Genomic DNA, 26,959 nt, shown 5'->3' with positions numbered 1-26,959 from the left:
AATTCAGAATTTACAACAAAACCCCGCATTGCGGGGTTTTCTTTTTATCAAAGAATGTTTAAAAGTTGCTGGTGTCCTGAAACAATCCCACTTTTAAGTCTTTAGCAGAGTAGATTTCTCGACCGTCTACTTTAACGATACCGTCTCCCAACCCCATAAAGAGTTTACGTTTAACCACACGCTTCATATCAATGTGATAAGTAACTTTGCTAGCGCTGGGTAATATCTGTCCAGTGAATTTCACTTCACCTACACCCAAAGCCCGACCTTTACCAGGGCCACCGCTCCAGCCGAGGAAAAATCCCACCAATTGCCACATTGCATCGAGACCGAGACAGCCAGGCATTACTGGGTCACCGGGAAAATGGCAGTCAAAGAACCACAGGTCTGGAGTAATATCCAGTTCAGCAATTATTTCACCTTTACCAGCGCTACCGCCATCTTCAGTGATGGACACAATACGGTCCATCATTAACATATTTGGAGCAGGTAACTGGCTATTTCCTGGACCAAATAACTTGCCTTGGCTACAGGCTAAAAGCTCTTCACGGGTAAAACTGTTTTGGTTGGTTAAGGACATAAGTTCTCATTACTTCTATTTAGTTGCGCGTAATTTAGCGAACACTTGTACGCTAAACAACTCTGAACAGTGAATTTTATTCTTTTGTGGTAACGCATAACCTTTTAATATGCAGATTATGCTACACTAATTCAGTGTTAAACAAAGGAGTTTCTCCTTGAGCAAAGCAATGAAAACCAACAAAAAAAAGTCACCTTCTGCAAATGCATTAAAGCAAAAACGGTTTCGCGAGCGACAGAAAGCGCAGGGTAAGAAGCTGGTGCGCGGCTATATTACGCCCCAAGCAATGCATAGCTATAAAGAGATAAGCCAGATTACCCATTGGAGTGACAGTGAAGTGTTATCAAATGCGTTGCGCCTCACTTACGCGGCCTACAAATGTGGGCAAATTGGTTTACTGACTAAATGGTTGAAAGACCACGAGCCAGCAGAAGAATTAAGCGCTAGCGATCAGCCTCCGCTACCACCTGGTCCTAATCAAAACCAAGAGCAACGAGAAGTACAGACGGGCAGTCCCGTGAAGAAAGTATCCTAAATGATGATTAATGGTGTTAAGACAAAGCAATACCTTTACGATATTTAACCTGTTGATTGCAAAAGTTCTACCTCATTGATGGTTTATTCGGAAGACTATGCTGAAGCAATACTCGATTTGCCTCATGTTTAACATCGTCGCGAGTTCTAAACTTCCATAGTCTATCCCGAGCATCACGACCACTGACTTCTGTATCAATAATTGGGTGAGGATAATCTACGCCAAGATTAACTTGATAGAGCCTTTGTTCCATTGGCGTTAACTGCCAAGGTGTGTGGATGAGTGGCGCTGGCACGAGCGTGAGCTCTGGTATCCAAGCGCGGATGAACTCGCCATTGGGATCATGTTCTAATGACTGTTTAACAGGATTATACAAACGAATAGTATTGGTACCAGTGACCCCCGCTTGCATTTGAAATTGTGGATAGTGGATCCCGGGATCAAAATCCAAAAACTGCTGGGCAAGGTGGTGGACGCCAGTTCGCCAGTCCATATTTAGATGGTGAGTCAAAAAACTAACCAACATTGCGCGCATACGAAAGTTTACATAACCCGTGCGGCATAATGCACGCATGCAAGCGTCTACGAGAGGTAATCCCGTATTGCCTGTACACCATGCACGTAAAAATTCATCGTTTGCTTCAGCATAGGGATAGTTTTCATAAGCGCGGTTAACTGGAGCAAACTCCATGCGGCATTCAGATTCAAATTTTTGGATAAAATGGCTGCGCCATTGGATGCGTGACAAAAAGGCACGTTTTACTCCTCTCCATTGGGTAATGGTTTGCGAACGTTGAATTGTTTGATAAACCTGCCGGCTACTAATATTACCCCACGCCAAGTAAGGTGAGAGACGAGAACAAGCGATCCGGGCAAGTGCCGGTTTTGAGATATGTTTTTGATACAATTCACCGCGTTCTTTTAAGAAATCTTTTAACACAGACCATGCACGCTTTTCGCCACCAGGTTGGCGGTTACTATTTGCTTTTATTATCGGGTTAAAAACATCCTCTGCTTTATGTGTTGTAGTGTTAAGAATCGGCGTATTGAGAAATGAGTCGTTACACAGCGGACGAAGATTTACCGGTGTGAGAGCACTGAGATCCGGGTCACAAACCGCTTCGTGCATGAATGCCCGCCAGGCTTTTAACCAATGCCGTCGGTGTGTAAGGCCGCGCACTATTCCGGCATCAGCAACTTCTTGCCAATCGATAAGTTTATCCTGACACCACTTCTTTATGATGCGGTCACGTTGAAAGGTTTTGTTGATTCCTACCTCTTCGTAACTTAATAATAATTGAAAGGCCGTGTTTGCATGTAACACTGAGAGCACATCTTGGGCTTCACCAAGCGCGACTAAAATCTGACTATTAAAGGAAGACAATTGCTCATTGAGATCCTGAATCGATTGCCAAACAAATTGCCAATGGCGACTATCGTAATGCGGATCCTCAAGTAGCAGTGGCTCAAAAATATACAGTAAAATGACAGGGTGATTGTTATTACACGCCATGGCTAGCGGCGCATGGTCACGTAAGCGCAGATCCCGCTTAAACCAAACAATTTGCAGTGGCGTGAGTTTGCTTATCGCCATTGTTGTCGGAACGCTCCATCAGGATCATATTGTTGAGTTTGTTTATCCAGATTAAACTGCCGATGACCACGTGGGTCGCTTCCCACACCTACGAGATATTGCCAGTTCCCCCAGTTACTCGCTACATCATAGTCAATTAGTTCTTGTTCAAAAAAAGCTGCGCCGTAGCGCCAATCCAATGCAAGTTCATGCACAAAGCAGCTTGCGACTAATTGACGACCTCGGTTAGACATGAAACCTGTTGACGTTAATTGACGCATACAGGCATCGACGATTTCGAAGCCTGTTTCTCCTCGTTGCCAGCGCCTAAATTTATCCGGTTCGTGCTGGGTAGACGGCATTCGTTTCTGGATACCAGAAAACTGAAACAAAGCCTGTTGATGTTTGTAGGCCTGCCAATGAAAGAAATCGCGCCAAAGCAGTTCAAAATAAAGCCAATAAGTAGACTGGTTTACGCAAACGTTAGCCTCATAGGATGTTAACTTAGCGTAGACCTGCCGTGGAGATACGCACCCATGTGCCAGCCAGGCAGATAATTTAGATGAAAACTCCCACCCATCTAAACCATTGCGCGTGTCCTTATACGTAGCGATGAGATCCGTCTCGAAAGTGTAATAGGCGAGCTGCTGTTGTGCAGCGCGCTCACCGCCGATGAACTTAGAGTAGTAGGGCGAGTTACCGAGACTCGTTAAAGTCGGCTTGAGTTCAATCTGTTTATAATTTGCTATATAGTGCTGGAACGCAGTTGAAACGGGTGGAAATTTACTCACTCGTGCAACTGCTTCCTTGGGTGTTAGATGCTTCTCTATTTTACGGCGAAATGGTGAGAATACGTCAGGCAGGTCAACTAGCTCAAACGGCAAATCCGTTTGATTAAATAAGCATTCGGCCGTATTCGCTATCAATTGGGCACCGCATTTTCGTGTCAAAGTAGCGAGGTTATTGGTTTGGCTTTGTTCAAACACCCCACAGTGACTAGCCATTCCAACCATGTGCGGTTGATATTCATGAAGCAGTCTTTCGAAAACGTCAACAAAGTTGCCTTGAATTACCCAAAGGTGTTGTGATTGTTCTTTCAATTGATCAGCGAGGTCACATAAACTTTGCAACAAAAAACGCTTACGATTTTGCCCCAAACCGATCAATCCAAATTGATTGGTGGCAAATAAACTGTCTTCTAACAGATAAACCAAAGCGAGCTCGTCAACTTGCTCACACAACACATTGAGAGCAGGATTGTCGCTTAAGCGCAAATCATTACGAAAGATATAAAGTCCTCGTGTTTTGCTCATTACAGCCCCTAACAAAACAAATACACAATCAATAGCAAAATTCACGTTTAATGGATCGAAAAACTTTGCATTAGAGTATGTAACAACAGCAAATAGAACGAATAAGGAAGAAGTATGACGGTTGCAACCACGATCGTATGGTTTCGCCAGGACCTGCGGGTAAAAGATAACCCTGCGCTCACATGGGCCGTTGCGCAAGGTAAGATAGTGCCGGTATATATTATGGACGATGCAACAGAAGATAAACGTTACTTAGGCGCAGCAAGCCAATGGTGGTTACATCATTCATTGGAAAAGCTTGATCAACGTTTAAACCAACACTTAGTGATCCGTCGCGGCGATCCGATTAAGATCTTGCAAGATTTGGTAGCCGAGAGCAACGCACAGGGCGTAGTTTGGAACCGTTGCTATCAGCCTTGGCAACGAACGCGCGATCAAACGCTAAAAAGTGAGCTTAAGGCGGCAGGTATACAAGCAAAAAGTTTTAATGGCGCTTTATTGTGGGAGCCCATGACGATCAGTAAACAGGATGGTGGCGCCTATAAAGTCTTTACCCCTTACTATCGCAAAGGGTGTTTAAACGCAGAATCACCGCGTTACCCACTACCTAGCCCCGAACGGATCACCTACCATGATACCGAATTGGACAGTCTAGCACTGGCTGAACTTAGTTTATTACCAACACTTTCTTGGGCCGATGACTTTTCCCGTCAATGGACACCCGGTGAAGAGGGCGCGGCAACTAAACTACAACGATTCATTAGCGATGCGGCAAAGCAGTATAAATCCGCTAGAGATATTCCGGCGGTTGTTGGGACGTCTCGTCTATCGCCGCACCTGCGGTTTGGTGAGATATCACCGAATCAAGTATGGTACGCCATCCTTGATGAATTTGACGGTCGCGATCAAGAGTCTATCGATACTTATTTATCTGAACTAGGATGGCGCGAGTTCAGTTACTACTTGCTTTACCATTGGCCATCCATAACGCGCAATAACTTCAACCAAAAATTTGATCAATTTCCTTGGCATGATGATACTGAAACTTTGCATGCTTGGCAGCATGGCCAAACGGGCATTCCTATCATAGATGCAGGTATGCGCGAACTATGGCAAACCGGTTACATGCATAATCGTGTGCGTATGGTGGTAGGTTCGTTTCTGGTGAAGAACTTATTGCAAGACTGGCGCAAAGGGGAGGCATGGTTTTGGGATTGCTTAGTTGATGCTGACCTCGCATCTAACACGGCGAGTTGGCAATGGGTGGCTGGATCAGGCGCCGACGCAGCGCCATATTTTAGGATCTTTAACCCAGTATTACAGGGCGAAAAGTTTGATAAGCACGGTGAATACGTTAAAAGGTACTGCCCAGAATTGCGTGACATGCCGAGTAAATATATCCATAAACCCTGGGAAGCGCCGGATAACGTGTTAGCAGAGGCAAAAGTAACACTGGGTAAGGATTACCCTAAACCCATTGTTGACTTGAAAGCGTCACGGCAACGGGCACTTGACGCTTACGAGCACATCAAGGGGTAATGCTATGAGTGTGTTAAGGGTCGTTTTAGGTGACCAGCTATCGATGTCTATGAGTAGTTTACGCGAACTCGATAAATCCGCAGATGCCGTTCTGATAGCCGAAGTTAAAGAAGAAGCAACTTACGTTAAACATCACAAACAGAAAATTGCGTTTTTATTTTCTGCTATGCGGCATTTTGCAGCGGCGTTAGAAAGCGATGGCGTAAATGTTCATTACATCGATTATTTGCATGAACACAATCAAGGCAGTATCAAAGCACAAGTGAAATGGCTGTTAACGCAAGTAAACTTTGACAAAGTCGTTATTGCGCAGCCTGGTGAATATAGACTGCTAGAAGACATTAATACATGGCAGAATGACTTAGGTGTTGAGGTTGAAGTTAGCGAGGATAATCGCTTTTTGATGCCGCAATCGTTCTTTGCCAAATGGGCAGAGGGAAGAAAAGAATTACGTATGGAGTACTTTTACCGCGAAGTTCGTAAGTACACCGGCTATTTAATGGAACAGGGGAAGCCCGCGGGCGGTAAATGGAACTACGACCAACAAAATCGTGAGCCGATGCCCAGCAAAGTAGTCATCCCTCAACGTACTACGTTCTCTCATGATGACATCACCGAAGAAGTCCTTACGCTAGTCAAAAACGAATTCAAGGATCACTTTGGAAGCTTAGATAATTTCGCCTTTGCGGTTACGCGTGACCAGGCTTTGAAAGTGCTTAATACCTTTATTTACGAGCGTTTGCCAAATTTTGGTAAGTACCAAGATGCAATGGTAAGCAATCAGCCATGGTTATTTCACTCACACATTAGTTTTTATCTAAATTGTGGATTATTGCAGGTAAAAGAAGTCATTGAAGCTGCATTGCAGGCCTATCATTCAGGGCAAGCACCGATTAATAGTGTTGAGGGCTTTGTCCGGCAAATTATTGGGTGGCGAGAATATATTCGAGGTTTTTATTGGTACTTCATGCCAGAGCTTTCGCATCGAAATCAGCTTCAAGCGCGTCGCAAACTGCCAGATTTTTATTGGTCTGGCGATACTGATATGCATTGCTTAAAACAATGCATCAATGAAACCAAAGCGAATGCGTATGCGCACCATATTCAACGCTTAATGGTGTTAGGTAACTTTGCTTTAATCGCAGGCATCGATCCTAAGGCGGTTAACGAATGGTATTTGCTGGTATATGCCGATGCCTATGAATGGGTAGAGTTGCCGAATGTTTCCAGTATGATCCTTTACGCGGACGGTGGAAACTTGGCGAGCAAACCCTATGCAGCCAGTGGAAGTTATATCCATAAGATGTCGGACTATTGCAAAGACTGTCACTACAACGTAAAAGAAAAAACCGGTCATCAAGCGTGTCCGTTTAATTATCTGTATTGGGATTTCATTGTGCGTAATAAAGAAAGGCTTGCAGACAATGGCCGCATGGGCATGATTTTTAGCACGCTTGCGAAGATGGATCCGACTGTTGTCGATGCGATGCGCGCAGAAGCAGAATCATTTTTAACTAAATTATCCAATGACGAAAAAGTCTGATTTACCCACAAAGTTGTGTCCGGTCTGTCTGCGCCCGTTTACTTGGCGCAAAAAATGGGAAAAAAATTGGCACGAAGTTAAATATTGCTCAAAACGTTGTGCCGGAAATAAAAATAAAATAACCAATAGATAAATATAAATTCTGGCTTAATTGGGTTGGCATAAAGTGGTATTATCGCCGTTTTATGCCAGAGGTCTAAGTATGTCTACGTTACCACCATGCCCACAATGTCAATCTGAATACACCTATGCGGACCAAGCATTGCTGGTATGCCCTGAGTGCGGCCATGAATGGCAACTCAATGATGCGCAAGACGATGTGCCAAGTCGCAAAGATGCCGTTGGTAATACGCTGTTTGAAGGGGATAACGTTACGTTAATTAAAGACCTGAAAGTTAAAGGTTCGTCCAGTGTCATAAAAATTGGAACTAAAGCTAAAATAAATCGCATCGTCGACGGCGATCATGACATTGACTGCAAAGTCGATGGCATGGGAGCTATGATGTTAAAATCACAATTTGTTAAAAAGGCCTGAGGTTAAACGTCTTCTCTGGCGCATTGGCTATTTCGTGCATACTAATCGCGAAATCAAACAAGCTGTGCTATACCAACGTTTGTATTCTTAGGTAAGTCAGCAAATGTCTACAAGTAAACGCGCAGCGCGAAATTTCCTTGGTCTATTGGTCATTTTTTCGGGAACAATAGTGGGAACGCTTAATGCAACAGAGGTACAGCCATTGCCCCCTGGCTCATACTCTGTTGCGTCGACGAATTTAGAAGTGTCTGAAGAGTTTAAAGAGCTCGATAGCGATATTATTGAGAGCTATCTTACCGGTAAGCACACTTGGTACGGTTCCTCACGCTATGTAACTGACATTTTAAAATATCCAGAAGCCTCGTGGTCGATTAACGTCACAATACCTAACCGTGCCGACTTGTATGGAGCAGATAGCAGCGAGGTAGTATCGATTGCCGCATTCATCACCTTTCCTACAGTAAGTACACTAGCTGCACGTCCGTATCAATTTCCTTATCACGACTCTGCGTATGGTTCATTTACGCATATGTTAGCACCGGGCGAGCAACCTATTTTTGCAGACCAAAACACACGTTATCCGTTAGTTGTATTAGCACACGGTGGAGGTGCGCACGGGATTTATGATATCCGACACGCGAATAGTATCGCCAGTCACGGATATGTTGTTGCGGTAATATTTTATGGTGACAATCGGTTTGCCAGGTTATTTGGAAACAACGATCACATAGAATTTTTGCGCCCCTTATTCACAAAAGCCGTTATAGATTCAATTGCGAATAATCCTGAGTTTAGTAACCATGTTGATACAAATAACGTTGCCGTAAGCGGGCACAGTTACGGTGGATTTACTGCGCTAGCGCTAGCTGGTGCTAATGTCGCGGGGAATTCTGCCTCAGTTAAAGACCCGCGGGTAAAGGCTATTGTAGCAGCGGCACCTTGGACTGGTGGTGAGAACAATGGTGAAAAAGTTTATGCGTTTGGTGAAAATAATAGCAGTTTGCTGAATGTTTCAGTCCCGACATTAGCGTTTTTCGGTAGCAAAGATACGGTAACAACCAAAGAGTCAATTCTACCAGCAATGCAGCTACTATCTGGGCCAAGATATGTCATTGAGCTCGTTGATCAGCCCCATGTATTTGAAGGAGGATCTTGGGAAGATCGGGATAATTGGGAACTTATCTTTTTGAACGCATATCTGCGTGCGGATCCAGAAGCCTTAAAAATGCTGGAAACAGGCACTGAAATGCAAGGTGGTAATATAGATAGACAACATTTCGATTATCAACGCAAGTAGCCTACCATTCATCTCTATAAATCGTACCCAATCCATTTCAAGACACTTATACTTTAGTCGTACTTTTATCAAAGAACTTCAATGTTTCTCAATCCTAATCAATTGTAAAAGATCCAAGTGTAGCGCAGCATTCAACCAATGTTTGGAACGTTTCGAGGAGTAATTCGCTCATTCTACATGCTTGCATTGTCGACAATGAGAGTTTTTTTTAGTGTATAAATCACAAAAATAAGCTAATATTGTCGACAATATTCATTAATTGGTCTTCTGTTCGTGCAACAAGAGCTTGCTGTAACATCGTCTGATAAATTGTTTTATCAATTGCGTAGCGACATTGTCGAAGGTGTGTTAGCTGCTAGTAGTAAACTCAGCGAGGCCGAACTTGCTGCGAACTATCAGGTTAGTCGAGCGGTTGTACGCGAAGCAATAAACCGTTTAGCCGCGTGTCATTTGGTTGAACGTAAAGCAAATGTTGGCGCTCGAATTGTTTCACTTTCAATAGAAGGCTTAATCGAGCTCTATCAAGTGCGCGAAGCTCTCGAAGGAATGGCCGCCCGATTAGCCGCACGCAATATGTCTGAGCTCGAGATACAAGAGCTCATGGGGCTATTAGATAAACACTCAAGCAGTGTCAAAGATGGTCAATCCTATTATCAAGAGGCTGGCGACGTAGACTTTCACTATCGGATAGTGCAGGGCAGCAAGAATCAGCAGTTAATTCAGCTTTTGATCAATGGGATTTATCATCTTGTACGCATGTATCGGGTGCAGTTAGGAATGGCTGGACCTAGGGTTTCTACCGCATTTACAGAGCATCAGCAGATTGTAAATGCGATTCACCATCGTGATGAAGAATTAGCCGAAATGCTAATGCGCAGACACATTCTTTATTCACGCAATAACATTGAATTTAAACTTAAACACAATTAAGGGGCGACTATGAGTCCAGGTAAACGTTTCCGCGAGGCGCTCGCAAATAACCATCCACTCCAGATTGTTGGGACCATAAATGCTTATGCTGCAATGATGGCAGAGCAGATTGGCCATCAAGCCATCTATTTGTCTGGTGGTGGTGTAGCGAATGCATCTTATGGACTGCCTGATTTGGGCATGACATCGTTAAATGATGTGTTGGTTGACGTACAACGTATTACCGCCGCGACAGAATTACCTCTGTTGGTTGATATCGATACGGGGTGGGGCGGTGCATTCAATATTGCGAAGACCATAAAAGATATGCAGAAAGCGGGTGCTGCCGCCGTGCACATGGAAGATCAAGTCGCTCAGAAACGTTGCGGCCATCGCCCTAACAAAGCCATTGTCTCGACAGCAGAAATGGTTGACCGTATCAAAGCCGCTGTGGATGCGCGCACCGATCCAGACTTTTTTATTATGGCGCGTACCGACGCATTTGCCCAAGAAGGCTTAGAAGCAGCAATTGAACGTGCGAAAGCGTATGTAGCGGCGGGGGCCGATGGTATCTTTGCCGAAGCAATTCAGACTGAAGAACACTACCGCGCGTTTGCTGAAGCGCTGGATGTGCCTATTTTGGCGAATATTACTGAGTTTGGCAAAACTGAGCTTTGGAATGCCAAAGAGCTAGGTGAATGGGGTGCTGATATGGTGCTTTATCCGTTAAGTGCATTCAGAGCAATGAATAAAGCTGCAGAAACCGTGTACGAAGCTATTCTAAGGGATGGCGATCAAAAAGCGGTAGTCGATATGATGCAAACACGAATGAAACTCTATGATTACTTAGGCTATCACGATTACGAGCAAAAGCTGGATGCGCTTTTTGCTGACTCAACAAATAATTAACCTTTAACTCGTACCTTATTCGGAGAATTTTAGTAATGGCAAAAGTATTAAGTGGCGCAGGTTTGCGTGGTCAGGTCGCTGGTAAAACTGCGTTATCGACTGTGGGTAAATCAGGCTCAGGACTGACGTATCGTGGGTATGACGTTAAGGATCTTGCAGATAAATGTCAGTTTGAAGAAGTGGCTTATTTAATATTAAAAGGGCACTTACCGACGCAAGCAGAGTTAAATGAATACAAAGCTAACCTAAAATCCATGCGTGGATTACCGCAAGAATTGAAAGATGTGCTTGAGCGGATCCCAGCAGACGCACACCCAATGGATGTATTAAGAACCGGGTGTTCCATGCTTGGAAATTTAGAAATGGAGCACAGTTTTGAGCAACAACAACAGGTAACTGATCGCATGTTAGCTTGTTTCCCAAGCATCATTTGTTACTGGTATCGCTTCTCTCACGATGGCGTGCGCATTGATGTCGAAACTGAAGATGATTCGATTGGCGCGCATTTCTTACATTTACTGCATGGTAAAGCCCCTAGCGCGCTACATGAAAAAGTGATGCATGTTTCATTGATCTTATATGCCGAACACGAATTTAATGCATCAACTTTTACCGCTCGTGTGTGTGCATCGACCTTGTCTGATATGCATAGTTGCGTCACCGGCGCCATCGGTTCATTGCGTGGTCCGCTGCACGGTGGTGCGAATGAAGCTGCAATGGAAATGATTGAGGGTTTCAAATCGCCAGAGCACGCAGAAGAAGAAATGATGGGCATGCTAGCGCGTAAAGAAAAAATCATGGGCTTTGGGCACGCGATTTACTCGGAAAGCGATCCTCGCAACGAAATTATTAAACAATGGTCAGAAAAGCTTGCGGAAGATGTAGGTGACACTGTGCTTTACCCGGTATCCGTGCGCTGTGAAGAAGTGATGTGGCGTGAAAAGAAACTGTTCTGTAATGCTGATTTCTTCCATGCCTCAGCCTATAACTTTATGGGGATCCCAACTAAACTATTCACGCCTATTTTTGTTATGTCGCGCCTAACTGGTTGGGCTGCTCATGTTATGGAACAGCGCGCTGATAACCGTATCATTCGTCCATCAGCCGAATACACAGGTGAAGACTTGCGTCCAGTCGTGCCGATTGAACAACGTGGGTAATACATATGAATCATGACTATAGAAAACCACTGCCTGGTGCTGGTGTAGATTTTTTTGACACCCGTGAGGCGGTCAATGCGATAAAGCCTGGCGCTTATGAAAAGTTGCCATACACATCACGGGTTTTAGCCGAAAATTTGGTCAGACGCTGCGCGCCTGAGCGTTTAACTGCCTCATTAGAGCAAATAATTGAGCGTAAACGTGACCTCGATTTTCCCTGGTTCCCAGCACGAGTTGTTTGCCACGATATTCTCGGTCAAACTGCGCTAGTCGATCTTGCTGGACTACGTGATGCCATCGCGGCGAAAGGTGGCGATCCAGCCAAGGTCAACCCCGTAGTACCCACCCAGTTGGTTGTTGACCATTCGTTAGCGGTCGAACACGCGGGCTATGAAAAAGATGCGTTCGAAAAAAATCGCGCTATCGAAGATCGTCGGAATGAAGATCGTTTCCACTTTATTAACTGGACTAAGACTGCGTTTAAAAACATTGATGTGATCCCACAAGGCAACGGGATCCTGCATCAGATTAACTTAGAGCGCATGTCACCCGTGATCCAGAATCGTGATGGTGTTGCATTTCCTGACACTTTAGTTGGTACCGATAGCCATACTCCGATGGTAGATGCGCTTGGAGTCATCGCATTGGGTGTTGGTGGACTTGAAGCGGAAAGTGTAATGTTGGGTCGAGCATCATACATGCGCTTACCTGATATTGTTGGTGTAGAACTGGTAGGTAAGCCAGCGCCAGGGATCACTGCCACAGATATCGTTTTGGCGTTAACTGAGTTTTTACGTAAAGCCAAAGTGGTTTCTACCTACCTCGAGTTTTTTGGCGAAGGGACTAAACACTTAACCCTTGGCGATCGTGCCACGATTTCTAACATGACGCCAGAATACGGCGCCAGTGCAGCCATGTTCTATATTGATCAGCATACGATTGACTATTTGCGTCTAACGGGGCGTGAAGATGATCAAGTCGCATTGGTAGAGCAATATGCTAAACACACTGGATTATGGGCAGATGATCTTGCAACTGCAGAATATGAACGTGTATTACACTTTGATTTGTCATCAGTGGTTCGTAATATTGCTGGCCCATCAAATCCGCATAGCCGCGTTTCCACAGCCGATCTAAAAGTAAAAGGTATTTCAGCTGCTACTGATGCGCCACAAAATGGTGAAATGCCAGATGGCGCTACGATTATCGCTGCGATCACCAGTTGTACAAATACCAGTAATCCGCGCAATATGATTGCTGCAGGTTTAATTGCACGTAATGCTAATGCCAAAGGATTAACGCGTAAACCATGGGTGAAAACTTCACTCGCGCCAGGCTCGAAGGCGGTGCAATTGTATCTTGAAGAAGCCAATCTGTTGCCCGAATTAGAACAGCTCGGTTTTGGTATAGTGGCTTTTGCCTGTACTTCTTGTAACGGCATGAGCGGCGCGTTGAAACCTGAGGTTGTCGAAGAAATTAAGCGCAGAGATTTATATGCCACCGCAGTACTTTCCGGTAACCGGAATTTTGATGGCCGAATTCATCCCTACGCGAAACAAGCCTTTCTCGCGTCTCCACCGTTAGTTGTGGCTTATGCAATTGCCGGAACGATTCGCTTCGATATTGAAAAAGATGTACTTGGACTTGACCAGAGTGGTAATGAGGTACGTTTAGCAGACATCTGGCCAAGTGATGAAGAAATTGATGCAGTAATCGCACAAAGTGTTAAGCCTGAACAGTTTAGAAAGGTTTATAACCCGATGTTCGACTTGCGAGTTGATTATGGTGAAGACAATGACCCACTCTACGATTGGCGCCCAAAGAGCACCTATATACGTCGTCCCCCCTATTGGGAGGGTGCACTAGCAGGTGAACGTGCATTGGCCAAATTACGCCCGTTGGCAGTCCTGGGTGATAACATCACTACCGACCATTTATCCCCATCAAACGCTATTATGCCTGACAGCGCAGCGGGTGAGTATCTGGCTAAAATGGGTTTACCCGAAGAAGATTTTAACAGTTACGCCACGCACCGTGGTGACCACTTAACTGCTCAACGCGCAACCTTCGCTAACCCGCGTTTGCGCAATGAAATGGTGCGCGATGAAGATGGGCAGGTGATAGAGGGATCGCTTGCACGCGTTGAGCCAGATGGCCAAGTAATGCGCATGTGGGAAGCCATTGAAACCTATATGGAACGTAAACAACCGCTGATTATTATTGCCGGTGCCGATTATGGGCAAGGTTCATCCCGTGATTGGGCGGCAAAGGGAGTGCGTTTAGCCGGGGTTGAAGTCATTGTGGCGGAAGGCTTTGAGCGTATTCACCGCACTAACTTAATCGGTATGGGTGTACTGCCTCTGGAGTTTATCGCAGGCACGGATCGCAACACGCTTGGCATCGACGGCAGTGAAACTTTTGACGTTACAGGTGATATTGCGCCTGGTGCAATGCTCAAATTAACCATTAACCGAGCGAATGGCGAGGTTGTTGTTACTGATGTTAAGTGTCGGTTAGATACCGCTGAAGAAGTCTCTATTTACGAAGCTGGCGGTGTGTTACAGCGTTTCGCCAAGGACTTTTTAGCGGCAGAAGAGGCATAGCAATGAGCAGGCAAATATACCTCCCTCAGCGAGCAATCCCTGCCACGTACATGCGTGGCGGGACTAGCAAAGGGGTGTTTTTTAGTATTGGCGACTTACCGGATTATGCGCAACAGCCGGGGCCAGAGCGTGACGCGTTGCTGTTACGCGTGATCGGAAGTCCAGATCCTTATGCTAAACACACCGACGGTATGGGCGGCGCAACGTCCAGCACCAGTAAAGCTGTACTACTGAGGAAAAGTGATTCTGCAGACCATGATGTTGACTATTTGTTTGGTCAGGTATCGATTGATAAGCCCTTTGTTGATTGGAGCGGTAATTGCGGGAACTTAACCGCTGCTGTGGGCGCATTCGCCATACACAAAGGCATGGTTGACGATCCGCTGATCAAAACTAAGGGTACGGGTATTGTTACTGTCCGTATTTGGCAGGTCAATATTGAGAAAACAATTATTGCACATGTACCAGTAACCAATGGAGAAGTGCAGGAAACGGGCGATTTCGAATTGGATGGCGTCACGTTTCCAGCTGCAGAAATTGTGGTTGAATTTCTCGATCCCGCTGCTGGTGAAGGTGCATTGTTTCCTACCGGAAATGTCATTGATGTGATCAAATCTTCGGTTTATGGCAATGTGCAAGCAACGCTGATTAATGCGGGAATTCCAACAGTGTTTGTTAATGCTGATGCACTTGGATTTACCGGTACTGAGTTACAGTCCGCGATCAACGAAAACCCTGAGTTGTTAGCAAAACTTGAGATCCTGCGTGCAGAAGGTGCACTCGCCATGGGACTGATCAGTGATCTGGTTGAAGCTCAAGCGCGTCAACATACCCCCAAATTAGCCTTTGTGGCGCCAGCAAAAGATTACACAGCATCCAGTGGTAATACTGTTCAATCGAGTGATATCGACGTGAATATTCGAGCGTTGTCCATGGGTAAATTGCATCACGCTATGATGGGGACTGCAGCGGTCGCCATAGGTGCTGCAGCAGCAGTTCCTGGCACCATAGTCAATCTGGCTGCCGGCGGAGTTGGACGCGAAAGCGTTACCTTCGGACATCCTTCTGGCATATTGAAAGTTGGGGCAGCTGCTGAGCAAGTTGCCGATCAATGGACAATAAAGAAAGCGATCATGAGCCGAAGTGCAAGACGTCTGATGGAAGGGGCCGTTTTTATTCCCCAATAAATCAACGTACATTGGGGGCTTTAGGCCCCCTAATCAACGTTTATATTCCCACCAGACGCTTTAAGAAATTCCGCCATGGTTAAGTTCACAATTACATTGATGTGAAACGAAGTTTAGTTATATTTTAATAGTGTTCCATCGTGCATAGTTATTTCACTTAAGATAAATTTCACGATTCTAAAGTCATGTTAGGTGACGAAAAGGGGAGTCAATTGGTCTCGTTAGATGCTCTGGATAAAAAAATACTGCAGTTACTACAATCAGATGCGAGTTTATCGACAGCGGAAATCGCGGACGAGGTAGGCTTAACGACAACACCTTGTTGGCGTCGGATCCAACGCTTACAAGATGCCAAAGTGATTGAACGCAAGGTAACCATTCTCAATCCGGATAAACTAAACTTGGGCCTTACGGTATTTGTGCATATTAAGACCTCGCATCACGATCCGCAATGGCTAAAACAATTCGCTAGTCACACCCAAGCATTTGATGAAGTTGTGGAAATTTACCGTTTAAGTGGGGAATATGATTATATGCTGAAAGTTTTGGTCGCTGATATGCAAGGCTACGACCACTTCTATAAGCGTTTTATTAGCGGTATTTCTCTTACCGATGTAACGTCTAGTTTTGCGATGGAAAAAATCAAAGACAGTACGCAAGTTCCATTACACCATATATGACATGTAACAATTATACCAATGTTCCGATAGGCAATAATGCCAAGGTATATATGCGGTTACCGTTTATGAAAAATTATCAAATCCGATATATCTTTGACCACACTAAGGGCTATCTGATATTTAGTTAGCGGTCGCTAATTTACGTAATCATTAACATTAATATTGCACCTCCTATCATAAACAGGTTCTCACTCAACGATACAAAACCCAAAGGAACATTACTGTTACCACCGACACATGCACAATTGAGTTCGCGTCTATCAATGTATACCGCTTTAACGACAGACAATGCGCCAACAGCGCCAATAAATAAACCGAGTGGCGCAACAATCCAAATTGTGATCCCAACAAACATTCCAAATCCTACGAACGCTTCAAGGAAAGGATACCATTTGGCGTAACGAACACTGCGCATGCCCAATAAATCATAAGTAATAAAAGAGTTAACAAAGCTGTCGACATCACGCAGCTTTTGCAGTGCGAGTAGCACCATTGCAAGCGCGATAAAATGGAGCAGTGTTGTGACTGACAGAATCTCTGTGCTAGTTAAGTACTGGGTACTTAGACTAAGTAGGAGAGCGATAATAAAGATCGCAATCACTGGCACATAGGTTTTACTCTCTTGCGCAGCTGAAGTATTACCAAAGAATTCTTGCAGGGCATCAAACCCTCCGATACGGACACCATCGATGAACGTTTGCGGAGTCGTTTCAACATTATGTAGTGCTTTAAACTGGTTTGCTGCTTCGCGTGTCTCAAGTAGCCTATCATCAACATTAAAACCGTTTCTTTTAAGCAGGTCTTTACTGCGAATACCGTAAGGACAAATGTGGTTAGCGGTATGCATGCGATATAAAATGGCGGTCTTTTCACTCATTGCAGCTCCTTTTTCTAGTGTCTGTAAACATTACTCACGACTGTAAAAAGTACGCAGTTGAGCGTTAACTTATCAGCGTTTCGTATAGGTTTATTTCGTCTGTGTATGATAGAGCAAGAATAATTCCAACCTAACTCACGTGCTTATTTCGGCTTGATGCATGTGCCTTAAGGCAGTTTAGTAGGCTTTGATCCAGAGGTTTTGGTGTTGTTTCTGTGAGAAGTATTCATGCGGGAGCCAGCATGGCGGGATTAAATTTTCCACGTGCTCATCGGTGACTTCGTGTTTTAATTGCTGCAATATTTCCTTGAGCTTTTCCTTGTCTAATTTGGCTAATTTTGTACGTGTTTTGGGGAAATACAAGTTAAGTGCACGTTTAACTGTGAGCGACGGGCCTGAGGATATAAAGGTAAGATTACGAGAGACGACTCTGCATTCAGGCTCATAGAGGTTATCTGGGTACAATCCCGTGACAATTGCGTATTCATAGCGGTCCAACTCTTCTCCATGAGCGGTGGTTGGAATATAGGTAACCCCATAGCCTTGGGGGAAATGCCCTACCATTTTGATAAACAACTCCGCTATAATTTTATTAATAGCACCTTTTTCTGCGAGTTGTTCTATTAACAAACAGGCTTTAGGTAACTCTACCGCTTTGTAATCACGTTTGGTTGATAACACCACAGAGGCGTATATTTGGGGGATTTTGATGATTTCGCCCAATCCATGCCGCGGTTTTAGAATATCTTTCATAACCAGCTTAATAAAGGCAATTGCTTGGCTCTGTATGTGATTAAAATTGTCGCGCTCTTCTCGGCTATTACCCACATATTTATGCATGCCTAAGCCGTGCTCTAAGTAATCTAGCGTATGCTGAAAATTAAGCTTCAGTAGTTCCTTACGCTCTTCAACGGATAACACCCGGTATGGGTCTAACTCGTTATTGACGCCTTTCAAAATTTTTTGTGCAGCAGGGTGCTGCATGCCGATATCTTGAAATAATGCAACGAGCATAATTGGAAAAATAACGGTAGCTAATTGGCCTTGACGGCCTTCATCTTTAAAACGTAAATCACTATCATAATTCGTATTAAGATACTTGTTCTTTACTTGTTTTTGCTGCATCAACGCATCCAGCAAACGAACACTTAAAACCGCTTTGTAACAAGGTTTCATACGCTGATGCAGACCTTGTAAACGTCGTCCCTCACCAGGGGATAGTAACAGTATGCTACCCAAAAATTTGGCGCTCTTTTCAAGCGTTTCATTCAGGTCCTTGCCTTCACTTAACGCCAATATTTTTTCACACACAATCGTTGCGCGCTCTAGACGGGCAAGACGATCTTCCTCTTGTGATGTGAGCTCCTCCTTTAGTGCGCTCTCAGCCTTGTCTAGTTCTTTTTTAACGTTTTCTTGGTCTTTTTTACTCGCCGTTTGCAATGAGTTTTGTTTTTCTGAAACCGTGTTATTTAACGTTGTGATAGTTTCTTTCAGATTGGCCGCTGTTTTAAAATAGACGGCGGCATCCTGCACAAGGCAATCGGCACTTTCAGTCGGACTTTCAACTAATGCGATTAGATCAGTAATTGCGCGGGTGTAACTCGACTCGTGTTGAATTGGCATACAGTTAAGATGTTCTCCAGCAGCGCCATTATTAACCATTCATTACTGAATACCATTGTTGGCGCTGTGCGGTTGTGCGAAAAGCTAAAAAAACAAATAAAACATACCGTTAGGACCGGTAGAAAACCAGTACTTTTGGTTATGGCTAACTATAGTCAATTATAAAATTTATACCGCATGATATTGGTAATTATTCCAGCGGAATGTACTGATTACTGCTTTCTTTCATCACAAAATCAATGATCTCACAACACTCGTCGACGGCGGTGATAGGGAGCATGTGCCCGCGCTTTGGTAAAACTTTGATTGTTGCGTTTGGCACAGTATCGCTGATCATTTTGGTATGTTCATGGCAGTTGAGCACGCGATCCTCTTGCCCGTATAAAACCACTACTGGGCATTGAATTTGCCGGTATTGTTTTATTTGCTTGCGAAGGCTGCGCTGGGCATTGGATAGGTCACCGCTAGCGGCTAAAAACGCATTGGATAACATCGCGAGTGCACCCCCATGCTCGCGGGCAAAGTTTGATGGCGGAGTTTCGGGTTTAAATATAACGTTGACTTGCCGCTGTCCAATCTTTTTGTGGATCAATGGCGAGACAGTTTTTGCCACTACATAACGAAGCAGGGGACTGCGAAAATAAATTTGAGCAGCACGTGAGGGTTTGATAGTCAGTGGTGCGGTGAGAGGACAAATCAGAGCTAAACCTTTGACTTTCTCAGGTGCGTTAATTGCAAGATTGAGTGAGATTGCCCCGCCCATTGAATGGCCCACAAAAATAGCTGGCTCAATGTTTTCCTTTGTCATCCATTCAGCGATCATTGCAGACTGAGTGGTAAACCCTGGATCAGTGCTGTATTTGCGGCCTGAGTGTCCACTTCCAGGGCGATCCAAACAATACACACGGTAGTTTCTCGCCAGCACCGTTTCTAAGCTACGAAAGTTGTGCAAATTTCCAGCTAGACCATGCACAAGGACAACTGCTGGGCCTTCTCCCTTAACCGTCCAATGAATACTGCCACCAGACACTGCGGTAATCTTTCCTGAGCGCGGAAAGTTCTCCAGCAACGTTTTATCGAAACGCCGCGTTGTCACCCAACCGATCAGGAGCGTTAGCGTTAGCAAAACTAAAATGAAGCTAATAATCCACACTAACATGACAAGTTCTCCAAAGTTGCAGAGGCAATTAGCGCCCTAAGATACCGCGTGCCACGACTTCTTTCATGATCTCAGAGCTGCCCGCATAGATGGTTTGCACGCGAGCATCACGATAAAACCGGGAAATCGGATATTCGTCAGTGTAACCATAACCACCAAACAACTGCAGACATTCATTTACCATGCGCAACTGCATTTCGGTAGCTGCCAATTTTAGCATCGCCGCATCAGTAACCGTCATTTCATGTCGTTTGTATTTTTCGGTGTGCTTCTCAAATAATGCGCGACACATTTCTAATTCGGTTTGGCATTCCGCTAACTTAAACCGAGTATTTTGAAATTGGCTGACAGGTTGATTAAATGCTTTACGTTGTGTGACATAGTCAATCGTGAGATCGAGTGCTCCTTGCGCATGACCAATAGCTTGAATGGCGCACCCCAAACGCTCACGTGGTAACTCTTGCATTAAATATACAAAGCCTTTGCCTTCTTCACCTAACAATGCGGTTGCTGGAACTCGCATATTCTCAAAAAACAGTTCTGCGGTATCGCTGCTGTGCTGGCCAATTTTCCTGATGGGATTGCCCGTAGAAAAACCGGGCAGGGAGGTATCAACTAAAAATAATGAAATTCCTTTGGCGCCGGCTTTGCTATCAGTTTTGGCACACACAATAATCATATCGGCCTGATTGCCATTGGTTATAAACGTTTTTGAACCATTCAGAATGTAACTATCACCGTCCTTTACTGCTGTAGTGCGCATATTCGCTACATCACTTCCTGCACCTGGTTCAGTCATTGCGAGTGCGGTTAAAACATCACCTGTTACCATTGATGGTAGCCATCGTTGCTGTTGTTCAACGTTGCCAATGTTTAGTATGTATGGCGCTACGATATTGGCGTGAATATTGTAGCCAGTGGCTAGAGCATGGAGTCCTAACCGACACATTTCTTCTTGGATCATTTGTGCCACATCAAAGCTTGCACCGGCAGCACCAAAATCTTCGGGCATATCAACTAATAAAAGGCCGGCATTGCCCATCGTTTTCCAGACTTCACGAGGGGTCTCATGGGCAGCTTCCCAAGCTTCATAATTAGGTAAAATTTCCTGTTCTAAAAAGCGTAACACCATGTCGCGGAATAAAGTTAATTCCTCATGTTCGCTCATTGCCGGCTCCTCAATAATAGACAACTAATTTTTGGTTATAATACGTTTAGAGCGCAAGGAATGGTTATTGATTGTATTAATAGATAGGAATTAGTAGCAAAAATTTAATCTGACTAACACGATACATTTTGCTTCGCGTGAGCAGAACCGGCAAAAGTGAAAGTGCCCAAAAGCACAAAAAAGTAGTTAATATTGACTTTCTTCGGTACTCTAATGAAGCATGAATGTGGATTCATGCGTCGGTCAGTGTCCAATTAATACTACTGCCCATATTGCTGCTGCGATAACCATGCTAATAGCTACTGCGGCGGAACCCAGATCTTTTGCCAGACCTGATAAAGGGTGAATTTCATCGCTTATCCGATCAACCACAGCCTCGATCGCTGTATTGATCGTTTCAATCAGTATAATGAACAGAATTGAAGCAATAAGCAGTACACGCTCGAGAAGACTAAAGTCCATCCAAAAAACGAATGGAAGAGCACAAATCAATAGCGCGCACTCTTGTCTAAATGCCGCTTCGTTGTTGAGCATCCAACGAATACCCACTGCTGAATTTTTGGCAGCAAGTAAAACGCGCTTTATGCCAGTGGCTTTATCGCTGCTCGTAAACGTTTGTGTGTTGTGATCCATGAGAGGGCAGTTACGTTAGTGCTGGTTGAGTAGAACAAGTCGCAAAAATATCTTGCTGCGCATCATACACCTTACTTTGCACGCCTAACATACCTAAAAGCGTATCAAACAGGTTATCGTGCGAAATATTTTTATGAGCCAGCTGCTTAACGCACGTGCGCTCGAACTCTTCAGCGTTGCTCCAGAACAACATCGGTATCGACGTTTGCTCTTTAGGTGCGAAGGCATAAGGAAACCCGTGCAAGTACATACCGTTTTCTCCTAAGGATTCACCATGGTCGGACACATATAGCAAGCTTGCTTCAATACCAGTTTGTGCGGTGAATGTATCAAGGCGTTTAATTACTTCACTGATGACATAGTCTGTATATGCGATTGTATTGTCGTAGGTGTTGATTAGTGATGCATGATCACAATTTTGAATATCGCTACGAGGGCAGTCGGGTGTATACCGTTTGTGATCTGCTGGGTAGCGTCTGTAATAAGTGGGGCCGTGTGATCCCATTAAATGCAGAGCTATTAGATGCTTGTCATCAATCGAAGCTAAACGGTTATCGAGTTCTTGCAATAATATTTCATCGAAACAGTATTCCCCATCGCACAGTGGATTGGGTGTATCTGGACGGATAAAGGTTGCATCTACTCTATCGCAAACGCCTTTACATCCTCCGTTATTATTATCAATCCACTCAATATCAATACCTGCTGCTTGTGCAATGTCGAGTACATTTTGCTGAGTGCGCGCCTGATGTTTATCGTAATGCTCTCTATCCAAACGAGAGAACATACAGGGTAGTGACAATGCTGTCGCTGTGCCACATGAGCTAGCGTGATTAAACGATACAACCTGTTGCGTTTGGGTAAAAAGGTTGGTGTCTCTTGCGTAACCATTTAAGGAAAAGTTTTGTGCGCGGGCGGTTTCACCGACAATCAGTATCGTCAGTTTCCTATCGTCGGAAGAACTCAATGAAGGCGAAGGATCTAACAGAGTGAAGTGTTCTGCATCTTCTGGCTCTTGTATCTGCTCTCTCACGTACTTAAATGACGCTTCATAGAGTTTAAATGGGATCAAATAGGCGGTAAGCTCACGATGATTTCGACCCACAGACGCGTAATTTACATAGAATATAGCGGCTAATACGAAGGTGACCGCTGAAGCTGTTGCAATCAGCCGAAACCGCGCAAACAGTTCGCTCACCAAAGGTTTGCAAATCAGCTTGGTGCGCGCAATCCACATACTCGGTAGCAGTCCAACCACAAGCATAAAAACGATTGCATGAAGATTCACATACGAAAAGGCCTCGGCAGTGTCTGTTTCTAATCCATTCTGTAACATGCCGCGGTCGAAAATGATGCCGTAATAATGCGTGGCGTAACACATTAGAGTGGATAGTAGGAGAGTAAAGATAATAACGGGTTTAAAAACCCAGCGCACCGAGAAAACCGCATAAAAAACCGTTGTCAAACCCATTAAAACCAAAGGCACTGACAATAGAAATAAGCCATTAAAATCACTGTTTTCACGTACCGCACTGAGTACATGTATGTAAAAGGGAATATTCAACACCAGCGCGATATATGTAGCTGATGCAAGGGTTAATTGGTTTGGTGTAAGTTTCGGCTGAAAAGAAAAGAATCTCGTTTTCATACAGCAATCACCTTCGTAACACTTCTCATAATATTTAACTTAATTATCTGATTACATTAGATAAAGTTGGCTGTGACCTTAACAGCTCTTATCCGCAGCACTTTCATAATAAAAATCCTACGCCTGAAACCTTAAGAGAAGCTTATCGGATCACGGATGGGACAACTATTTCTTCTGTGTTCTACTGAATTGGATTTATGTTAGTTTTGTGGTGCAGAGCATCCAATTAGCCTCTAAGATAAAAAGTAATGGGCTAGGGGGTCGTATCTAACAACTTGCAGTGTGAAGTTCTAAAGGGAGCGGTAAATGCAGAAAACGTGGCGGCTTGTCATAGTGATATCGCTGCAATTACTCATGGGTTGCGCGCCAAATGAAGCGCCTGTTGCCTATGGTACATTGGAGAGAGACCAAGTAAGGCTATTGGCAACGCGCTCGGAAATTATCATCGAAGTAATGGCGCAAAAAGGACAGCATGTTGAGCAAGGGCAGCCACTATTACAATTAGACAGTACTGAACTTGAGTTAAAAGTTGCTCAAGCTAAGCAAGAGCTGGTTCGCGCTGAGTCATGGCTGCAGGAATTAGAGAATGGTGCGAGAACTGAACAAGTGGCGGCGGCACGAGCGCGATTAGAGCAACTTACCGCCGAACGTGAATTAGCTAAAGCGCAACTCGTTCGACAGCAACAGTTGATGGAGCGACAACTCACCAGCAAAGCTGATCTGGATGTTGCGCAAGAACTCTATGCTGCAGCTTCAGCTGCAACTGAGAATGCTAGTCAACAGTTACTTGAACTGCAACACGGCAACAGGCCTGAAGCGATTGCGCAGGCCAAGGCTAGTGTCGAAGCGCAGACTTTGGTCGTTGCACAAGCTGAAAAAGCCCTCGCTGATTTAACTATTATTGCAACTCGCAGTGGTATTTTAGAGGACCTGCCGTACCATTTAGGGGAACGGATACCGCAAGGCAATGTGGCCGCATTAATTGCCGTAAACGATTCACCTTATGCTCGCGTCTATATACCACAGCCATATCTGGCATCGATTACAGTGGGGCAGCAAGTTCAGGTACAAGCCGATGGATTGAAAGGCATGCTGACTGGAACTATCCGGAAAATATCATCTGAGGCTAGCTTTACTCCCTACTATGCATTGCAGCAAAGCGAACGAGCACGATTAGTGTATGTGTCAGAAATTACCCTAATCGATGCTGAGAATTTACCGAGTGGTATGCCGGTTCAAATGGTATTGCCATGACCGATTGGGTGATTGAAACGCAGCAGTTAACACGAAAGTTTGGCGAATACACGGCTGTGGATCATCTCGATTTACGGGTAAAAAAAGGCCAGATATTTGGATTTTTAGGGCCGAATGGTTGTGGTAAGTCGACCTCGATCCGATTGCTTACAGGGCTATTAACGCCAACCAGTGGTGAGGTAAACGTGTTGGGATTAAGCATTCCACAACAGGCGGAAATGCTGCGCAGTAAAGTGGGTTACATGACGCAGAAATTTTCCTTATACGACACTTTATCGGTGCAAGAAAATTTAGATTTTGTTGGTCAAGTATATGGTCTGCCGGGGTCGCAACGGCGTGAGCGAGTGAAAAGCCTATTAACTCAATACCATCTTGCAGATAAACAAAAAGTAAGAGCAAGCGAACTCAGTGGCGGGCAAAAGCAGCGACTGGCGCTGGCGGCCGCTACCATTCATGAACCTTCGTTATTGTTTTTAGATGAGCCAACCTCGGCGGTGGATCCTGAGAATCGGCGGGAGTTTTGGGAAGGCTTATTTGACTTAAGCGATCAGGGCACAACCATTCTTGTCTCTACGCATTACATGGATGAAGCCGAGCGTTGTCATCAGCTTGCCATTCTGGAATTAGGTAAAAAGCGGATTGACGGAGCGCCTCAAATGCTAATGGCCAATCTCAATGGCCGCGTAATCGAATTAAGAGGAGATAAATTACGTAAAGTTAAATCTGAATTACTCAAACGCCACGAAGTATTATCGGTTGCTCAGATTGGACAAACGTTGCGCGTGTTGTTACGGCACTCGATAGAAAACCCAGATTTGTGGCTCGGTAATGATTATGCTTCATTGTCTGCTGAATGCGTTCGTCCTTCCCTCGAAGACGTATTCGTCGCGCATACTGGGAAAGCTTATGCTGAATCTCAGTAGGGTACTGGCGGTTATCGTCAAAGAGCTGCGCCAGTTGTCGCGAGATCGTGTCACCTTTGCCATGATAGTGATGATCCCGTTGATCCAATTGTTGCTTTTTGGTTATGCAATTAATACCGATGTTCGCCATGTACCCACCGGCATCGTGGATTTTAGTCAAACGACCAATGCGCGGATATTGGTTCAAGACTTACAGGCCAGTCAGGCGATACACGTGGTGAGGCAGTACGCGGCATTGCAGCTTGCTGAGCAAGCGGTTACCAGTGGGGAAGTGAATGTCATACTTTATATTCCGCCTGATTTTGAACGACGTTTGGCTAACTGGCGTAAAGGTGAACGTTCAAAGCCCATTGCGCAATGGCTAACGGATGCGTCGGATCCAATGCTGTCTAACACTATCCATGGACTCCAACAACTGCCACTTGATGATACGCAGATGTTGGGCGGTAGTACCACTATTTCACCAATGATTTCTGTAGTGCATTATTTTAACCCTGAGCGTCGCTCAGCCATTAATATTGTGCCGGGTTTGGTGGCGGTGATTTTAACCATGACCATGGTGTTGTTTACATCTGCGGCTATTGTGCGTGAACGCGAACAAGGGAATATGGAGTTTTTGATCAATACGCCAATTAAACCGATCGAATTGATGTTAGGAAAAATCGTGCCTTACCTAGTGATTGGACTGATCCAAACCGTGCTCATTTTGGGCTTAGGGCATGCCATATTTGATGTGCCTTTACCGGCACATTGGCTGTCTTTGTTTGTGGTGACTCTTATGTTTATACTTGCCAGTTTAACCTTGGGCCTACTGATATCAACTCGAGCAACCACACAATTGCAGGCAATGCAGATGACGGTATTCATTCTACTGCCGTCTATTCTGTTGTCCGGTTTTATGTTTCCTTATGTTGCCATGCCTGAACCCGCTCAGTGGTTAGCTGAAATTTTGCCTGCTACTCACTATGTAAGAATGATCCGCGCCGTGGTATTACGGCAAGCGCATTGGAGTGACGTACCAGAAGATCTTATCGCACTTGCAACTTTTACATTGGTAGGCATGCTAATCGCGACTTTGCGCTTTAAGAAGCGACTGGATTAGGATTAATGTCATTAAATAGGACTAGGAAACGTTGACAACGTGTTTGGTATATTTAAAGAAAGTGATTTTTCAATAAAGAGATGAACCTACCTAACACCTAATTGCGCATAATGTATATTATGTTAAATAAAGTATTCTTATAATATGCTTCAAGAACCTAGTAATAGCGGCGCTCTGTTCTCTTTCACTAAAAGTTACTAGTCGCAAAA

The 26,959-nt window shown here is 44.6% G+C and carries 23 protein-coding genes and 1 pseudogene; 15 read left to right on the top strand and 9 right to left on the bottom strand.

Going from position 1 to position 26,959, the window contains the following annotated elements; translation table 11 throughout:
• Nucleotides 1-58: 58 nt before the first annotated feature.
• Entirely contained in the window at nt 59-580 is a 522-nt protein-coding gene (gene fabA / locus AC121Z_RS08535) for a bifunctional 3-hydroxydecanoyl-ACP dehydratase/trans-2-decenoyl-ACP isomerase (protein ID WP_498128100.1), read from the bottom strand.
• A 169-nt stretch (nt 581-749) separates the two neighbouring features.
• On the opposite strand from fabA, the pseudogene AC121Z_RS08530 reads away from it, so the two are divergent.
• A pseudogene (locus AC121Z_RS08530) lies at nt 750-1,004 on the top strand (hypothetical protein); the annotation flags it as partial.
• A gap of 178 nt (nt 1,005-1,182) precedes the next feature.
• Here the strand turns inward: AC121Z_RS08530 and AC121Z_RS08525 are convergent.
• Together AC121Z_RS08525 and AC121Z_RS08520 are read right to left on the bottom strand one after the other, a co-directional pair.
• Complete coding sequence (locus tag AC121Z_RS08525; protein ID WP_498128099.1) at nt 1,183-2,709, bottom strand: cryptochrome/deoxyribodipyrimidine photo-lyase family protein; 1,527 nt, start codon at nt 2,707-2,709, stop codon at nt 1,183-1,185.
• Entirely contained in the window at nt 2,700-4,001 is a 1,302-nt protein-coding gene (locus tag AC121Z_RS08520; protein WP_498128097.1) for a DASH family cryptochrome, read from the bottom strand. Before AC121Z_RS08520 ends, AC121Z_RS08525 begins: the two co-directional genes overlap by 10 nt.
• Nucleotides 4,002-4,115: 114 nt before the next feature.
• On the opposite strand from AC121Z_RS08520, the gene AC121Z_RS08515 reads away from it, so the two are divergent.
• From AC121Z_RS08515 to AC121Z_RS08465, 11 genes are all read left to right on the top strand, one after another.
• The gene (locus tag AC121Z_RS08515) at nt 4,116-5,540 is read left to right on the top strand and encodes a cryptochrome/photolyase family protein (protein WP_498128095.1); all 1,425 of its coding nucleotides are present in this window, start codon (nt 4,116-4,118) and stop codon (nt 5,538-5,540) included.
• Between the two features lie 4 nt (nt 5,541-5,544).
• Entirely contained in the window at nt 5,545-7,083 is a 1,539-nt protein-coding gene (locus tag AC121Z_RS08510) for a cryptochrome/photolyase family protein (protein ID WP_498128093.1), read from the top strand.
• Nucleotides 7,067-7,216 (top strand): DUF2256 domain-containing protein, encoded by a 150-nt coding sequence (locus AC121Z_RS08505; protein ID WP_498128091.1) that lies wholly within the window; start codon nt 7,067-7,069, stop codon nt 7,214-7,216. Before AC121Z_RS08510 ends, AC121Z_RS08505 begins: the two co-directional genes overlap by 17 nt.
• Nucleotides 7,217-7,285: 69 nt before the next feature.
• Nucleotides 7,286-7,618 (top strand): zinc ribbon domain-containing protein YjdM, encoded by a 333-nt coding sequence (locus AC121Z_RS08500; RefSeq protein ID WP_498128090.1) that lies wholly within the window; start codon nt 7,286-7,288, stop codon nt 7,616-7,618.
• A gap of 103 nt (nt 7,619-7,721) precedes the next feature.
• Nucleotides 7,722-8,915: an alpha/beta hydrolase family protein gene (locus tag AC121Z_RS08495; protein WP_498128089.1), complete on the top strand. Its 1,194-nt coding sequence runs from the start codon at nt 7,722-7,724 to the stop codon at nt 8,913-8,915.
• A gap of 267 nt (nt 8,916-9,182) precedes the next feature.
• A complete protein-coding gene (locus tag AC121Z_RS08490; protein ID WP_498128194.1) occupies nt 9,183-9,845 on the top strand; it encodes a GntR family transcriptional regulator in 663 nt (220 codons plus the stop codon).
• A gap of 9 nt (nt 9,846-9,854) precedes the next feature.
• Entirely contained in the window at nt 9,855-10,733 is an 879-nt protein-coding gene (gene prpB / locus AC121Z_RS08485; RefSeq protein ID WP_498128087.1) for a methylisocitrate lyase, read from the top strand.
• 35 nt (nt 10,734-10,768) lie between these two features.
• Nucleotides 10,769-11,893: a bifunctional 2-methylcitrate synthase/citrate synthase gene (gene prpC / locus AC121Z_RS08480; protein WP_498128085.1), complete on the top strand. Its 1,125-nt coding sequence runs from the start codon at nt 10,769-10,771 to the stop codon at nt 11,891-11,893.
• A gap of 5 nt (nt 11,894-11,898) precedes the next feature.
• Nucleotides 11,899-14,496 (top strand): Fe/S-dependent 2-methylisocitrate dehydratase AcnD, encoded by a 2,598-nt coding sequence (gene acnD / locus AC121Z_RS08475; protein ID WP_498128083.1) that lies wholly within the window; start codon nt 11,899-11,901, stop codon nt 14,494-14,496.
• Between the two features lie 2 nt (nt 14,497-14,498).
• Nucleotides 14,499-15,683 (top strand): 2-methylaconitate cis-trans isomerase PrpF, encoded by a 1,185-nt coding sequence (prpF, locus tag AC121Z_RS08470; RefSeq protein ID WP_498128081.1) that lies wholly within the window; start codon nt 14,499-14,501, stop codon nt 15,681-15,683.
• A gap of 185 nt (nt 15,684-15,868) precedes the next feature.
• Complete coding sequence (locus AC121Z_RS08465; protein WP_498128079.1) at nt 15,869-16,363, top strand: Lrp/AsnC family transcriptional regulator; 495 nt, start codon at nt 15,869-15,871, stop codon at nt 16,361-16,363.
• Nucleotides 16,364-16,502: 139 nt separating this feature from the next.
• Here AC121Z_RS08465 and AC121Z_RS08460 read toward each other — a convergent pair whose 3' ends face one another.
• From AC121Z_RS08460 to AC121Z_RS08435, 6 genes are all read right to left on the bottom strand, one after another.
• On the bottom strand, nt 16,503-17,240 hold the full coding sequence (locus AC121Z_RS08460) for a MauE/DoxX family redox-associated membrane protein (RefSeq protein WP_498128077.1): 738 nt from the start codon (nt 17,238-17,240) through the stop codon (nt 16,503-16,505).
• A 177-nt stretch (nt 17,241-17,417) separates the two neighbouring features.
• Nucleotides 17,418-18,863, bottom strand: coding sequence for a hypothetical protein (locus tag AC121Z_RS08455; protein WP_498128075.1), 1,446 nt, complete (start codon nt 18,861-18,863; stop codon nt 17,418-17,420).
• A 190-nt stretch (nt 18,864-19,053) separates the two neighbouring features.
• Nucleotides 19,054-20,022: an alpha/beta fold hydrolase gene (locus AC121Z_RS08450; protein ID WP_498128073.1), complete on the bottom strand. Its 969-nt coding sequence runs from the start codon at nt 20,020-20,022 to the stop codon at nt 19,054-19,056.
• A gap of 28 nt (nt 20,023-20,050) precedes the next feature.
• On the bottom strand, nt 20,051-21,190 hold the full coding sequence (locus tag AC121Z_RS08445) for an acyl-CoA dehydrogenase family protein (RefSeq protein WP_498128071.1): 1,140 nt from the start codon (nt 21,188-21,190) through the stop codon (nt 20,051-20,053).
• A gap of 243 nt (nt 21,191-21,433) precedes the next feature.
• On the bottom strand, nt 21,434-21,823 hold the full coding sequence (locus AC121Z_RS08440) for a diacylglycerol kinase (protein WP_498128069.1): 390 nt from the start codon (nt 21,821-21,823) through the stop codon (nt 21,434-21,436).
• A gap of 10 nt (nt 21,824-21,833) precedes the next feature.
• The gene (locus AC121Z_RS08435) at nt 21,834-23,471 is read right to left on the bottom strand and encodes a phosphoethanolamine transferase (protein WP_498128067.1); all 1,638 of its coding nucleotides are present in this window, start codon (nt 23,469-23,471) and stop codon (nt 21,834-21,836) included.
• Nucleotides 23,472-23,777: 306 nt separating this feature from the next.
• Here AC121Z_RS08435 and AC121Z_RS08430 point away from each other — a divergent pair, with 306 nt between their 5' ends.
• Genes AC121Z_RS08430 through AC121Z_RS08420 form a run of 3 tightly spaced genes read left to right on the top strand, consistent with a single transcriptional unit; the run spans nt 23,778 to nt 26,750 of the window.
• On the top strand, nt 23,778-24,725 hold the full coding sequence (locus AC121Z_RS08430) for an HlyD family secretion protein (RefSeq protein WP_498128065.1): 948 nt from the start codon (nt 23,778-23,780) through the stop codon (nt 24,723-24,725).
• Complete coding sequence (locus AC121Z_RS08425; protein WP_498128192.1) at nt 24,716-25,648, top strand: ABC transporter ATP-binding protein; 933 nt, start codon at nt 24,716-24,718, stop codon at nt 25,646-25,648. The genes AC121Z_RS08430 and AC121Z_RS08425 overlap by 10 nt, the downstream gene beginning before the upstream one ends.
• Nucleotides 25,632-26,750: an ABC transporter permease gene (locus tag AC121Z_RS08420; RefSeq protein WP_498128063.1), complete on the top strand. Its 1,119-nt coding sequence runs from the start codon at nt 25,632-25,634 to the stop codon at nt 26,748-26,750. Before AC121Z_RS08425 ends, AC121Z_RS08420 begins: the two co-directional genes overlap by 17 nt.
• The last annotated feature ends 209 nt before the right edge of the window (nt 26,751-26,959 follow it).

The sequence above is a fragment of the Alteromonas sp. DYW1 genome, from assembly GCF_059752595.1.
This window is presented reverse-complemented; position numbering and strand designations above follow the sequence as displayed.